Genomic DNA, 12,461 nt, shown 5'->3' with positions numbered 1-12,461 from the left:
GGCCGCGATGCAAGCCGCTCCGGTCGCCATCACGCACACAGAACATGAACATCGAGCAAGCGCGTTTCAACATGATCGAGCAACAGATTCGTCCGTGGGAAGTGCTGGACCAGGACGTCCTGAACCTGCTCGCGATCGTCAAGCGCGAGAACTTCGTTCCCGCCGCGTACCGCAACATCGCTTTCGCCGATCTCGAAATTCCGCTGCCTGGCGGCGAGCGCATGTTGTCGCCCAAGGTCGAAGCGCGCGTCCTGCAGGAACTCGCGATCCACAAGGGCGAAACCGTGCTGGAAATCGGCACCGGCTCGGGCTACATGGCGGCGCTGCTCGCGCACCGCGGCCGCAGCGTGACGACGGTCGAGATCTCGCCGGAGCTCGCCGCTTTCGCGCAGCAGAACCTCGCGGCGAACGGCGTGACGAACGTCGACGTGATCACCGGCGACGGCGCGCTCGGCTGGAATCAGGGCGCGCCTTACGACGTGATCTGCGTGTCGGGCGGGCTGCCGGTCATGCCGCAGGAATTTCTGGAACAGCTGAAGATCGGCGGGCGCATCGCGGCGTTCGTCGGCTCGGCGCCGGTCATGAAGGCGCAGATCATCACGCGCGTGGACGAAAAGCAGTTCCGCGTGTCGGATGTCTTCGAAACGCTCGTCGCGCCGCTCAAGAACGCGGTGCATCCGTCGCAGTTCAAGTTCTAAGCCGAAAGCGCGCTGCCGGCCTTATCCGGTAGCGCGCATCTTGCCGGAATCTCCATGCAAAACCTGACCGCACCCGAACTCGCCGCGTGGCTCGCCGATTCGTCGCGCCCCGCTCCCGTTCTGCTCGACGTGCGCGAGCCCTGGGAAATCCAGACGGCGAAGATGGACAACATCGTGTCGATTCCGATGCGCGACATCCCCGCACGCAGCGAAGAACTCGACGACGAAGCGCAGATCGTCTGCATCTGCCATCACGGCGCGCGCAGCGCACAGGTCGCGATGTTCCTCGAATCGCGCGGCTTCACGAAGACGTTCAATCTCTACGGCGGCATCGACGCATGGTCGCGTCAGGTCGATCCGTCGGTTCCGACGTACTGAAAGCGCTCGGCGCGGCGCTTCATCCCTCGCTCGACCAGAGTGCGGTGCCGCGCGCCGAAAAGATGACGAGATAGCCGTTCGGCAAGATAGTCGCGTAGGCGCCCGGATGCCCCGACGTGTGCGTCTGCCAGACCGTCGCGCCATTGTTGTCGTACATCGCCAGATTGCCGTCCTCCTGCATGCGCAGTTCGACGCCCGGCGTGCCGCTCACCTGCGATGACCAAATCGTCGCGCCATCCTTCACCGCGACGAGATAGCCGTCGCCGCGCAAGTTCACCTGCACGTTTCCACTGCACGCCGCGATCGATTGCCCTTCCGCAAGGCCTTCGCCCATCGCGATGCGCCCGCACGCCGTCGGCGCGTTGATCGGCGGCAGCGCGGCTAACCAGCCCAGATCGACCGCATTGGCGATCGCCAGCATGCCGGCATCGTCCGGATGAAGGTCGTCGCCGCTGTTGTAGGCGCGCGCGAACGCCGTCGAGTCGTGCGCGCCGGCCGGGTGGCCCAGCGCCGCGGCCTGATCCAGCACGGCATCGCAACCGCTGCTCTTGCTGCGCAGATAAGCGTTCACCGTCTGGCGCGTGTTCTCGATCTCGGGCGTCCATTCGTCGAGGCCTTCGAACGGCGTAAGCGTCGAGCAGATCAGGCCCACTTTCGCCGCAGCCGCCTGGTGAACGAGTTGCTGATACGCGCCGATGAGCTGCTGCGCGCTCGGCGGATTGCCGCTGATGAGATTGTTCACCGCGTCGTCGGAGACGATCACCCATTTGACGTTGGACTGCGCGAGCACGTCGCGGGCGAAGCGCGTCAGCCCGGCTTGGCCCGAACCGTTCGTGAAGAAATCGTTGCCGCTGATGCCCTGATTCAGCACGCCGACCGTCATGCCTGAGCGGATCAGCCGCTCCGCGAGGCGGTTCGGCCAGCGCCGGTTCGTATTGGGCGTCGACGCGATTCCGTCCGTGATCGACGCGCCGAAGGTGACCACCGCGCCCGTCGCCGCGGCGTTCATCACATCGACATTGGTGAGGAAATAGTACGACTGCTCGCCCGCCGCGTTCACGACGCCGCCCGTGAACGCCGGGTCCGCGCTGACGTCGCCCGGTGCGATCCAGTTGTCCTGCAAGCCCTCGACGTGCCCGGTCGATCCCGGCGGCGTCTGCGACGGAATATGGAAGCTCACGGAGATGTCCGCGAGCGCCGGCACCTGAAACGGAACGGGGTCGGTCTGGACGGTGCCGCCGACGGGAATCGTCACATAAGTCTGCCCGTTGAAGGTCGCGGCCTTGTCGCTGCCGGCGATCGTCCGCGCGCCGCTCGCGCGACGGGCGACATGCACGTCGCCGAGCGTAACGGGCTGCGTGCCGAACAGATTGGAGAACGTCAGGCGCGCCGCCGTCCCGCCGATGCTCGTCCGCACGACGTGGCGAATCGTCTGATTGTTGAAGCCCCGGTCGGCGGTGACATCGGGCGCGGCGGCCCAGGTTCCGGTCCACGGCGCGGACGTGATAACGCCCTGCGCGAAGTAATGCGACGTATCGGGCCAGGACAGAAAAACGACGAGCGCAAGCCCGATCAACGTGTGTAGCGCCCGTTTCACGCCGCCTCCTTTTCTTTCGATCCTCGTATCGGTGGAAGGAAACTAGACCATCTTGCCCGCGCATCGGCCGTGCGGTGGCGTACAGACAACGCGAAAACGCCGGTCCGGAAAGCGCGTGCGAAAAAAAAATGGGCTGCATGAGCATCGCGCCCGTGCAGCCCGTTCCTGAACGCGTCAGGCGAGCGCAATCAGACGACGTTCATCGCCAGCGCGCTTGCGCGGTAATGTTCCGCGGCCTTGTCCGCGTCGCCGAGCTGTTCGTGCAGACGGGCGAGCGCGCGATGCGTGCGAATCTTCAGCGGTTCGTTGTCGGCGAGCTTCAGCGCCGATTCGAGGAACGCCTGCGCCTTGCCCCACAACTGCTGATGCAGGCAGAGACGTCCGAGCGTGAAAAGCAGGTCGGCGTCTTCGGTGCGTTCCTTCTGCCACGCTTCGGCGCGCTGGATCAGCGGGAAAGCGTCGCCGCCGACGATGCAGTCCGGATAACGCCGCAACAGCCGCGCGTCCCAGTTGTGCGCGAGCGCGTCTTCGACGATCTTCTTCGCCTCCGCGCGACGATCGAGCGCGATCAGCAGTTCCGCGGCGAGATCGGCGAGACGCGGCGACTGGCGCTCGGTCGCCGACAGCGATTGCCACAGTTCGAGCAGCGCGTCCGGGTTATGCCGGCGATCGCGCAGCAGATTTTCCGCCGCGACCTGGCGCAGCCGCACCGCGACCGCCGGATGCAGCGCCTCGCGCTTCTCCAGCATCCGCACGAGCTTCAGCACTTCGCCCCAGTTCTTCAATTGCTGCTGCGCGCGCAGCGCGATTTGCTGCGCGTGGATGCGCCGGCCGCCCTGCGCCTGCATTTCGGTGAGCGCGACGAGCGCGCCGTCGGCGTCGCGGCCATCGGCGCGCATGTCGGCGGTGGCCATCAGGCGCGCGTCCTGCCAGTCGGCGCCGGAAACCTGCGCGAGCCACTCGTCGCGGCGCGCATATTCGTGCAGACGATGCGCCGCGTTCGCGCCGATCAGCCCGGCCGCACCCTTGTTGTCTTCGACGGACAACGCATCGCGCGCGGCCTTCTCGGCTTTCGAGAAACGTCCGGCGTACAGATGCCCGACCGCATCGCGCAGCGACGCATTCGCCTTCGCGATCTTGCTGCGCGTGCGATACGCGGCGACGCGCGACGGCATCTTCCAGACGCCACGCACCGCGCGGATGATCGCGTACAGCACGATGAACAGCACGACGAGCGCGACCGCGAACAGATTGAGCGACATGTCCACGCGATACGGCGGTATCACGAGCAGGATTTGTCCGTTGTTGAAGCCGCCGACGGTCGCGACGATCACCGCGACGGCGAACAGCAGCGCGAGCCAGATGAGTCCACGAATCGTCATCATCCGCCTCGCTTGAACTGATGGACGGCGGCGAGGCTCGCGTTCAGGTTCGGTACGGCGACGGCGAGCGACGCCTGATCGACCTGCTTCACGAGCTCGCGCACGGCCTGCACTTTCTTCGACGAGGCATCGAAGTAGCGGCCGAGCGCGGCGTCGGCGGCGTGCAGGTCCGACTTGAGCGTCGGCTCGCTGCGCGACAGCAGCGAAAGACGCGCGGACAGCAGCCGCAGCTTCACGTTTTCGCGCACGAAATAACCTTGATCGGGCGATGTGAGCATCGCATCGGCGTTATCGATGCGGCGCACCGAGACGAGGCTCGACAACTGCTGGCCGATGCCGTTCGTGATCTGATGCCATAGCACCTTCCAGCGCGGCTCGCCGGTCGCCGCCGCGATCGACGCGCTGTTGGCCGGCTCGGCGGCCTGCGCGCGGGCGCGGGCGATCGGCGCCTCGCCCGAAAGCGGCAACTGGTCGATCTGGTCGATGGCCGTGTCGAGCTTGATCGCGAGACCGGTGAGATCGGTCGTCGGCGTGGCTTTCAGCTTGTCGATGTCCTGCGCGATCGCCTTGCGGATCGCGACGACCTGCGGACCGGTGGTCGCGGCAAGACGCGTGTCGGCGCTTTGCAGCGCGAAAAGCGCGAGTTGAACGTTGCCGGTGAGTTGCAACTGCTGGCTCGCGCTCGACAGAATCTGCTCGACTTCGGCGACGGTCCAGTCGTCGCGATTGCTCGCGAGATCCTGATATTGCTGCTGCAGCGCCTGACTGTGCGCTTCGGCATCGGCGAGCTTGCCCTGCAACTGGATGATCTGCGTGTTCAACGCGGTGGTCGCGCTCGCGGCCTGATCGGCCTTCGCGCGCAGATCGGCGTTCTGCTCGTCGGACTGGGCGAGGCGCTGCGACAGTTGCGCGTCGGTGCGCTCGAACTTCCGGTTCAGGACGAAGGCGCCCGCGCCCGCCGCCACCGCCAGAATGACGACGACGAACCACAACACCACGATGCCCGCGCCGCCGTTCTTCTTCTGCTGCTCATAAGGCGTGAAAGGCGTGTTCGGCGGCAAGGGCGGTGTCACGTTCGGCTGAGGTGAAGCTTTTTTGGAATCGTTCGAATCAGTCATGCGTGATTGAGCCGTTTGTTGGGCCGGCGCGGTGGCCGGATTGGCGTCCGTCGGCGCGGATGAGGAATTTATCGAAGCCGATGCGCTCGCGTGCGCGTGAGCCTCCGGATCGCGTTGGAGCGGGAACAGCGCTTCCAGCGCGTGCGCGATGCGCTCATCGCCCGCGCCGGACACCGTAATCCTATCAAAACCCGCTCCCCGCGCGGCCTCGGCGATGCGCGGGTGCGGGCAGACGAGCGGCGCGCGCTTGAGCAGCACGATTTCGTCGGCGGTGAGATGTTCGTGGGCGAGCTCGTCGAGATTGCGCACGCCTTCCGAGCTTGTCAGCAGCCACGCGTGCGGTTCTCCGGCCAGCAATTCGTGGATGCGCTCCCACTTTTGCATCGACGGTTCCGGCAACACGCGGCGATAGGCGGCGGCCTTTTCGACCCGCGCGCCTGCTTGCGCGAGCCGCTCGGCGAGCCATTCGCGGCCGCCGTCGCCGCGCACGATCAGCACGCGCTTGCCTTCGAGACCGTTCGTGCCGAAATGCGCTTCGATCGCGGTGAAGAGCGCCTCGGAATCGAAGCGCGGATCGAGCGCTTGCGCCGACGGACTGATCACGCGATGCGACGGCGCGTGCACGCCCTGACGCGCGAGCGCCGCGACCGAGCCCGGACCGACGACCGCGACGGGCAAATCGACGGGCCACGGCGCGGCGAGCCGCGAGAACGCATGATCGATCGCATTCGGCGACACGAACACGACGAGCGCATAGCGCCCCGGCGCTTCCGGCGGCAGAAAAAGCTCGTCGAGCGCGGCGCGCAGCGGCGCATCGTCGGCGACGGGCGCGATATCGATGAGCGGAAATTCCAGCGCGTCGAAGCCGGCGCTCGCAAGGAGCGCGAGCAGCGCGGACGACTGTCCGGCGGGACGCGTGACGACGACGGTGGCGCGGCGCTCGCTCGCCATCAGGACTTCGGCCCCGAGGGCGCGGTGTTCGGGCCGTCGGCGCGCGACATGGTGCTGAGCGCGGCGACGATATCCATCGCGCCTTGCGCTTCGAGATCCGACGACACGCGCTGGCCGAGCGCGAGCGCGGCGGCGAGATCGGGCGCCTGCACGCTTTCCTCCGCGCGCAGCACGCGCTTGCCGTCGGGCATCGACACCGCCCCGCGCAGATGCAGCGCGCCGTCGCGCCATACGGCGTACGCGGCGAGCGGCACTTCGCAACTGCCGCCGAGCGCGCGCGACACCGCGCGTTCCGCCTCGACCGCGAGCGCGGTGTTTTCATCGTGCAAAGGTGCGAGCCACGCGGCGAGATCGGCGCGGTCCGCGCGAATCTCGATGCCGAGCGCGCCCTGCCCCGCTGCCGGCAAGCTCTCGGACGGATCGAGCAGCGCACGGATGCGCGCTTCCAGACCGAGACGCTTCAAACCCGCCGCCGCGAGGATGATCGCCGCGTACTCGCCGCGGTCGAGCTTGGCGAGACGCGTATCGAGATTGCCGCGCAACGGCCGCACTTCGAGATGAGGAAAGCGCGCGCGAATCATCGACTCGCGGCGCAGGCTCGACGTACCGACGATGCTCCCCGCAGGCAGCGCATCGAGCGATGCGTAATGCGGCGACACGAAAGCGTCGCGCGGATCTTCGCGCTCCATGATGGCGCCGAGCGTGAAGCCTTCGGGCAGTTCCATCGGCACGTCCTTGAGCGAATGCACGGCGAGATCGGCGCGGCCCTCGGCGAGCGCGGCTTCGAGCTCCTTCACGAACAAACCCTTGCCGCCGACCTTCGACAACGTGCGATCCAGAATCTGATCGCCGCGCGTCGTCATTCCGAGGATTTTCACGTCGCAAGATGGATATAATTTGTGCAGCGCACACCGCACGTGCTCGGCTTGCCACATCGCAAGCCGGCTTTCCCGCGAAGCGATGATGATGCTCGCGGGCGGTGTCGTTGAATGCGTCTCGGAATTCATTGATGCTCGATCGAATGACGGGATGGATGAATAGACATTAGCGAACAATGGTAGCACGCACGCCAAGGTCCACCGACACCCGGGCAGCGCGCGAGAGCCTTGTCCGATGCGCCTTTCGGGGCGTCCGTGGTGTGTTCGTAGCGGCGTGAACGACGGCCCCGGCCGCGTCGCGCGCGATGAACGCTTCGGGGCGCGAAGAATGCCGCGGCATGCTGTCGCCGGTTTGACGCACGGCCGTTCGCGCGGCCCGCGATTTTCTGCCGATGCGGCGCCCGTCGAGGTCGCCGGATCATGTCGATGTACCCTGGCTTCGCAGCTTTCGAGAGGAACCCAACGTGACGTCATCCGGATCGGCTCGCCCGGCGCGCCGCAACGCCGCATTGCCCAAGTCTTCCTCCTCCGACGCGCCGCGCGCGGCGTCGTCGCCTATCGTCACGACGAAGGCCGCGACGGCCGCGAAGGCTTCGAAAGCGGCCATCGCGCCGAAGCTCGCGAAGAAAGCCATCGCGACCAAGACCGCGCCGACGAAGCTCAAAACGCCGCGCCCCAACGGCGCGGCCGTCGCGAAAGCCGCGAAGCCCCCGAAGCCCGCGAGCCGCACGCGCGACGACAAGGACCGCCCGCTCTTCGAAGACATCCGCTTTCTCGGGCGTGTGCTCGGCGAAGTGCTGCGCGAGCAGGAAGGCGACGCCGTGTTCGAGGTCGTCGAGGCCATTCGTCAGACGGCCGTGAAGTTCCGCCGCGAGGACGACGTCGAAGCCTCCCAGACGCTCGAAAAGAAGCTGCGCGCGCTGTCGCCGGAACAGACGGTGTCGGTCGTGCGTGCGTTCAGCTACTTCTCGCATCTCGCGAACATCGCCGAAGACCGCCATCACAATCGCCGGCGGCGCATTCACGCGCTCGCGGGCTCGGGTGCGCAGCCGGGCACCATCGCGTATGCGATCGAGCGCATGCGCGAGCACAAGAACATCAGCGCGACGCGCAAGCTGCTCGAGAGATTTTTCGGCGATGCGCTGATCGTGCCCGTCCTCACCGCGCATCCGACCGAAGTCTCGCGCAAGAGCATTCTCGACGCGCAACACGATATCGCGCGTCTGCTCGCCGAGCGCGATCAGGAACTGACCGCGCGCGAACGCGCACAGAACGAAGCGGTGCTGCGCGCACGCGTGACGTCGCTGTGGCAGACGCGCATGTTGCGCGACGCGCGCCTTTCCGTCGCCGATGAAATCGACAACGCGCTGTCTTACTATCGCGCGACCTTTCTCGCCGAAATTCCCGCGCTCTACGCCGATATCGAAGCCGCGCTCGCGGAACACGGCCTGCCCGTGCGCCTGCCGCCGTTCTTTCAGATGGGAAGCTGGATCGGCGGCGACCGCGACGGCAATCCGTTCGTCACCGGCGAAACGCTCGAAAACGCGATCACGCGTCAGGCGATCGTCATCTTCGAACACTATCTGGAAGAGACGCACAAGCTCGGCGCGGAATTGTCCGTGTCGGACCTGCTCGCCGGTTCGAGCGATGCCCTGAAAGCACTCGCCGATGCCTCGCCCGACCAGTCGCCGCATCGCAAGGACGAGCCGTATCGGCGCGCGCTCATCGGCATCTACACGCGGCTTGCGGCGAGCGCGCGCGTGCGGCTCGGCGAAGGCGTCGTGACCGTGCGTAGCGCGGGTCCGGGCGCACCGCAGATTCGCGCGACGCCCTACGCCGATGCCTCCGAATTCGTGCGCGACCTGCACGTGCTGATCGATTCGCTCGCGGAGCATCACGGCGCGTCGATGTCGAGCCTGCGTCTGTCGCCGCTCGCGCGCGCCGCCGAAGTGTTCGGCTTCCATCTCGCGAGCATCGACCTGCGGCAAAGCTCGGACATTCACGAGGCCGTCGTGAGCGAGCTGCTCGCGCGTGCGGGCGTCGTCGAGGATTACGCGTCGCTCACCGAAGAGCAGAAGCGCGAAGTGCTGCTGAAGGAGCTCGCGCAGCCGCGCCCGCTGCGCCTTCCCTACGCGCACTATTCCGATCTCGCGAAAAGCGAGCTCGGCGTGCTCGAAGCGGCCCGCGAGACGCGCGCGAAGTTCGGCGCGCGCGCGGTGCGCAACTACATCATTTCGCATACGGAGACCGTCAGCGACTTGCTGGAAGTGATGTTGCTGCAGAAGGAAACGGGCGTGCTGCAAGGCTATCTCGGCGCGAAGGACGATTCCCCGCGCGACGGCCTGATGGTCATTCCGCTCTTCGAGACCATCGCCGACTTGCGCAACGCGCCGGTCATCATGGGCGAATTCTTCGCGCTGCCGGGCATCGACAAGCTCATCGAAAATCAGGGCAACGAGCAGGAAGTGATGCTCGGCTATTCGGACAGCAACAAGGACGGCGGTTTCCTCACGTCGAACTGGGAGCTGTATCGCGCGGAACTGGCGCTCGTCACGCTGTTCAAGGAGCGTGGCACGACGCTGCGCCTCTTCCACGGACGCGGCGGCACGGTCGGACGCGGCGGCGGCCCGACGTATCAGGCGATTCTGTCGCAGCCGCCCGGCACCGTCGACGGGCAAATCCGCCTGACCGAGCAAGGCGAAGTGATTGCGAGCAAGTTCGCGAACGCGGAAATCGGGCGGCGCAATCTGGAGACGGTCGTCGCCGCGACGCTGGAAGCATCGCTGTTGCCGCACGAGAACGCGCCCGCGCAGTTGCCGCAATTCGAAGCGGCGATGCAGACGCTCTCCGATTCCGCGATGGCCGCGTATCGCGCGCTCGTCTACGAGACGCCGGGCTTCACCGACTACTTCTTCCTGTCGACGCCGATTTCGGAGATCGCGGAGCTGAACATCGGCAGCCGGCCGGCGTCGCGCAAGCTGCAGGATCCGAAGCAGCGCAAGATCGAGGATCTGCGCGCGATTCCGTGGGGCTTCTCGTGGGGCCAGTGCCGTCTCTTGCTGACGGGCTGGTACGGCTTCGGCAGCGCGGTCACGGCGTATCTCGACCGCGCCGGTTCCGACGATGAACGCGCGAAACGTCTCGCGACGCTGCGCAAGATGCACAAGACGTGGCCGTTCTTCAAGAACCTGCTGTCGAACATGGACATGGTGCTCGCGAAGACCGATCTCGCCGTCGCGTCGCGCTATGCGCAGCTCGTCACCGACAAGAAGCTGCGCAAGACCGTGTTCGACAAGATCGTCGCGGAGCATCAGCGCACGTGCGACGTGCTCGGCGAAATTACCGGCAAGATCGATCGTCTTTCGGATAACCCGCTGCTCGCGCGTTCGATCAAGAACCGCTTCCCTTATCTCGATCCGCTCAATCACTTGCAAGTGGAGCTGTTGAAGCGTCACCGCGCGGGCGATCAGAACGTGCGGCTGCGGCGCGGGATTCATTTGACGATCAACGGGATTGCCGCGGGGTTGCGTAATACCGGCTGATGCCTTCCCTTGGCGGGGCGTTTTGGTTCGGGATGCAACGTTGCCTCGATGTATGCGTGGGTTTCGGCGGATCCCGATTTCGTGTCGGTCTATTGGCGTTGCCCCTGTGCGGGGCAGTGCTTATAGACCACTAAGAAAACGGGATCCGGCGAAATCAACAACCGTCACCGACACGAACCCGAGGATCGAGCGACATCCAACAATCTTCAACCACGCCGCTTCCCCTCCACCATCACCGCATCGAGCTCGAACGAGCAATCATCCTCCACGTTGAAATACTGCCGCACCTCATCCGGCGCGCTCGCCCACATCGATCTGATGGCCGTCACGCGCTCGGCCGGCGTACGCATCCGCGTCACCCACGACTCGAATTCCAGCGGGATGCGCCAGCGCTCGGCGATTTGCGCATCGAAACCGGCGGCATCGAGCATCGCGATCCATTCGTCGGCGCGATAGTCACGGATATGCGACGCATCGCGCAGGATTTCGATCGCCTGAATGTGCGTGTCGTAGAGCGGATCGTCGATGCCCGCGATATCGATGAACTTCAGCCGCCCGCCAGGCTTCAACACGCGATGCACTTCGGCAAGCGCTGACGAAACGTCGCGCCAATGATGCGCGCTCATCCGGCTCACGGCCCAGTCGAACGACGCATCCGCGAACGGCAGCGTTTCGGCCGCGCCCTGCTGCGTGCGAATCGTCGTCAGGCCGCGTTCCTTCGCGGCGGCTTCCACGGTCGCGAGCATCTGCGGGGCGATGTCGTACGCCACCACTTCGCGCACGTGCGGCGCGATCGCAAAGCTCGCGTGTCCCGCGCCGCATCCCATGTCCAACACGCGCGCGTTGCCGCAAGTGGCCGCGAACGTCGCGGAGAGATTCTGCAGATCCGCGCCGCTCGCATGGACGGCGCTCGTGAGATACGCGGCAGCGGTGCTGCCGAATGCGTCTGCGACCTGATCGTGGTGTTTCATCGTGGGCTCCGGTTTCGTCGTGGTCTTGTGTCGCTACAATAGAACCCGCTTTGTACCAGTACAAGTTGTGCAGTTATTCTGGTATGTACACCACCTGCCACGCATGAATCACATCGACAAGAACGAAACCCTCGCCGAAACGTCCGCGCACGCGCTCGGCGAGTTCATCCGCGCGCATCGCGAAAGGCTGTCGCCGCAAGCGGTCGGACTCGCGCCCGGCCCGCGCCGCCGCACGCCCGGCTTGCGCCGCGAAGAAGTCGCGCAACTGTGCGGCGTGAGCCCGACCTGGTACACCTGGATCGAGCAAGGCCGGCCCGTGTCCGCTTCCGCCGATGCCCTCGCGCGCATCGCCGTCGCGCTGCAATTGTCGCGCGCCGAACGTGCGTATCTTTTCGAGCTCGCCGCCCAGCGCGATCCCGCCGAGCCCGATCCGGCTTCGCAGGACGCGCCCGCCGCGCTGCTCCAGACCGTCGGGCTGATCGCCGCGCCCGCCTACGTGCTCGATCGTCAGTGGAACGCGCTGCGCTGGAACGAGCATGCGTCGGCGCTGTTCGTCGGCTGGCTCGACGGCGAGCACGACCGCAATCTGCTCACGTACACGTTCACGTCGCCGGCGGCGCGCGCGCTGATCGTCGACTGGGAAACGCGCGCGCGGCGTCTCGCGGCCGAATTCCGCGCCGATTCGATCCGCCATCTGAACGATGCGCCGACGCGCGCGCTCATCGACGATCTCTCCGCCGCGAGCGATGCCTTCGCGCGCTACTGGGCGTCGCAGGACGTGTTCGAGCGCGAAGGCGGCGAGCGCGCGTTCAATCATCCGTCGCGCGGGCGCGTCGTGTTCAATCAGATCACGTTCAAGCCCGCGCATCGCGAGGATTTGAAGCTCGTGATTCTGGTCGGATCGGAATAGTGCCGAATGTTAAAATTGTCGACTTCCCGAAGCCCG

At 66.0% G+C, this 12,461-nt stretch carries 9 protein-coding genes; 4 read left to right on the top strand and 5 right to left on the bottom strand.

From position 1 onward, the window contains the following. The first annotated feature begins 44 nt into the window (after positions 1-44). Positions 45-698 (top strand): protein-L-isoaspartate O-methyltransferase family protein, encoded by a 654-nt coding sequence (locus NCS67_RS02980; RefSeq protein WP_008350990.1) that lies wholly within the window; start codon positions 45-47, stop codon positions 696-698. Positions 699-752: 54 nt separating this feature from the next. Beyond that, on the top strand, positions 753-1,076 hold the full coding sequence (locus NCS67_RS02975; protein ID WP_008350991.1) for a rhodanese-like domain-containing protein: 324 nt from the start codon (positions 753-755) through the stop codon (positions 1,074-1,076). A 19-nt stretch (positions 1,077-1,095) separates the two neighbouring features. Here the strand turns inward: NCS67_RS02975 and NCS67_RS02970 are convergent, their stop codons facing one another. From NCS67_RS02970 to hemC, 4 genes are all read right to left on the bottom strand, one after another. Further along, the gene (locus NCS67_RS02970; protein WP_244807788.1) at positions 1,096-2,673 is read right to left on the bottom strand and encodes a GDSL-type esterase/lipase family protein; all 1,578 of its coding nucleotides are present in this window, start codon (positions 2,671-2,673) and stop codon (positions 1,096-1,098) included. Positions 2,674-2,861: 188 nt separating this feature from the next. Further along, positions 2,862-4,055: a heme biosynthesis protein HemY gene (locus NCS67_RS02965; RefSeq protein ID WP_008350996.1), complete on the bottom strand. Its 1,194-nt coding sequence runs from the start codon at positions 4,053-4,055 to the stop codon at positions 2,862-2,864. After that, positions 4,055-6,124: a fused uroporphyrinogen-III synthase HemD/membrane protein HemX gene (gene hemDX / locus NCS67_RS02960; RefSeq protein ID WP_250434119.1), complete on the bottom strand. Its 2,070-nt coding sequence runs from the start codon at positions 6,122-6,124 to the stop codon at positions 4,055-4,057. Before hemDX ends, NCS67_RS02965 begins: the two co-directional genes overlap by 1 nt. After that, positions 6,124-7,131 carry a hydroxymethylbilane synthase gene (hemC, locus tag NCS67_RS02955; RefSeq protein ID WP_008351000.1) on the bottom strand — a complete coding sequence of 336 codons (1,008 nt, stop codon included), beginning with the start codon at positions 7,129-7,131 and terminating at the stop codon, positions 6,124-6,126. The genes hemDX and hemC overlap by 1 nt, the downstream gene beginning before the upstream one ends. Before the next feature lie 335 nt (positions 7,132-7,466). On the opposite strand from hemC, the gene ppc reads away from it, so the two are divergent. Next, positions 7,467-10,544, top strand: coding sequence for a phosphoenolpyruvate carboxylase (gene ppc / locus NCS67_RS02950; RefSeq protein ID WP_250434109.1), 3,078 nt, complete (start codon positions 7,467-7,469; stop codon positions 10,542-10,544). Between the two features lie 206 nt (positions 10,545-10,750). Here ppc and NCS67_RS02945 read toward each other — a convergent pair whose 3' ends face one another. Then, the gene (locus NCS67_RS02945; RefSeq protein WP_250434107.1) at positions 10,751-11,515 is read right to left on the bottom strand and encodes a class I SAM-dependent methyltransferase; all 765 of its coding nucleotides are present in this window, start codon (positions 11,513-11,515) and stop codon (positions 10,751-10,753) included. Between the two features lie 103 nt (positions 11,516-11,618). On the opposite strand from NCS67_RS02945, the gene NCS67_RS02940 reads away from it, so the two are divergent. Beyond that, positions 11,619-12,425, top strand: coding sequence for a helix-turn-helix transcriptional regulator (locus tag NCS67_RS02940; RefSeq protein ID WP_175981740.1), 807 nt, complete (start codon positions 11,619-11,621; stop codon positions 12,423-12,425). Positions 12,426-12,461 lie beyond the last annotated feature (36 nt).

It is taken from the genome of Caballeronia sp. ATUFL_F2_KS9A (assembly GCF_023630765.1).
Taxonomy (GTDB): Bacteria; Pseudomonadota; Gammaproteobacteria; order Burkholderiales; family Burkholderiaceae; genus Caballeronia; species Caballeronia zhejiangensis.
The sequence above is the reverse complement of the archived record's forward strand: the minus strand, read 5'-3'. Positions and strand labels throughout refer to the sequence as shown.

What these genes read in the sequence shown, in the direction of transcription:
- NCS67_RS02980 (WP_008350990.1), top strand. Translation starts at nt 45, where the DNA reads ATGAACATCGAGCAAGCGCGTTTCAACATGATCGAGCAACAGATTCGT.
- NCS67_RS02975 (WP_008350991.1), top strand. Translation starts at nt 753, where the DNA reads ATGCAAAACCTGACCGCACCCGAACTCGCCGCGTGGCTCGCCGATTCG.
- NCS67_RS02965 (WP_008350996.1), bottom strand. Translation starts at nt 4,055, where the DNA reads ATGACGATTCGTGGACTCATCTGGCTCGCGCTGCTGTTCGCCGTCGCG.
- hemDX (WP_250434119.1), bottom strand. Translation starts at nt 6,124, where the DNA reads ATGGCGAGCGAGCGCCGCGCCACCGTCGTCGTCACGCGTCCCGCCGGA.
- hemC (WP_008351000.1), bottom strand. Translation starts at nt 7,131, where the DNA reads ATGAATTCCGAGACGCATTCAACGACACCGCCCGCGAGCATCATCATC.
- NCS67_RS02945 (WP_250434107.1), bottom strand. Translation starts at nt 11,515, where the DNA reads ATGAAACACCACGATCAGGTCGCAGACGCATTCGGCAGCACCGCTGCC.
- NCS67_RS02940 (WP_175981740.1), top strand. Translation starts at nt 11,619, where the DNA reads ATGAATCACATCGACAAGAACGAAACCCTCGCCGAAACGTCCGCGCAC.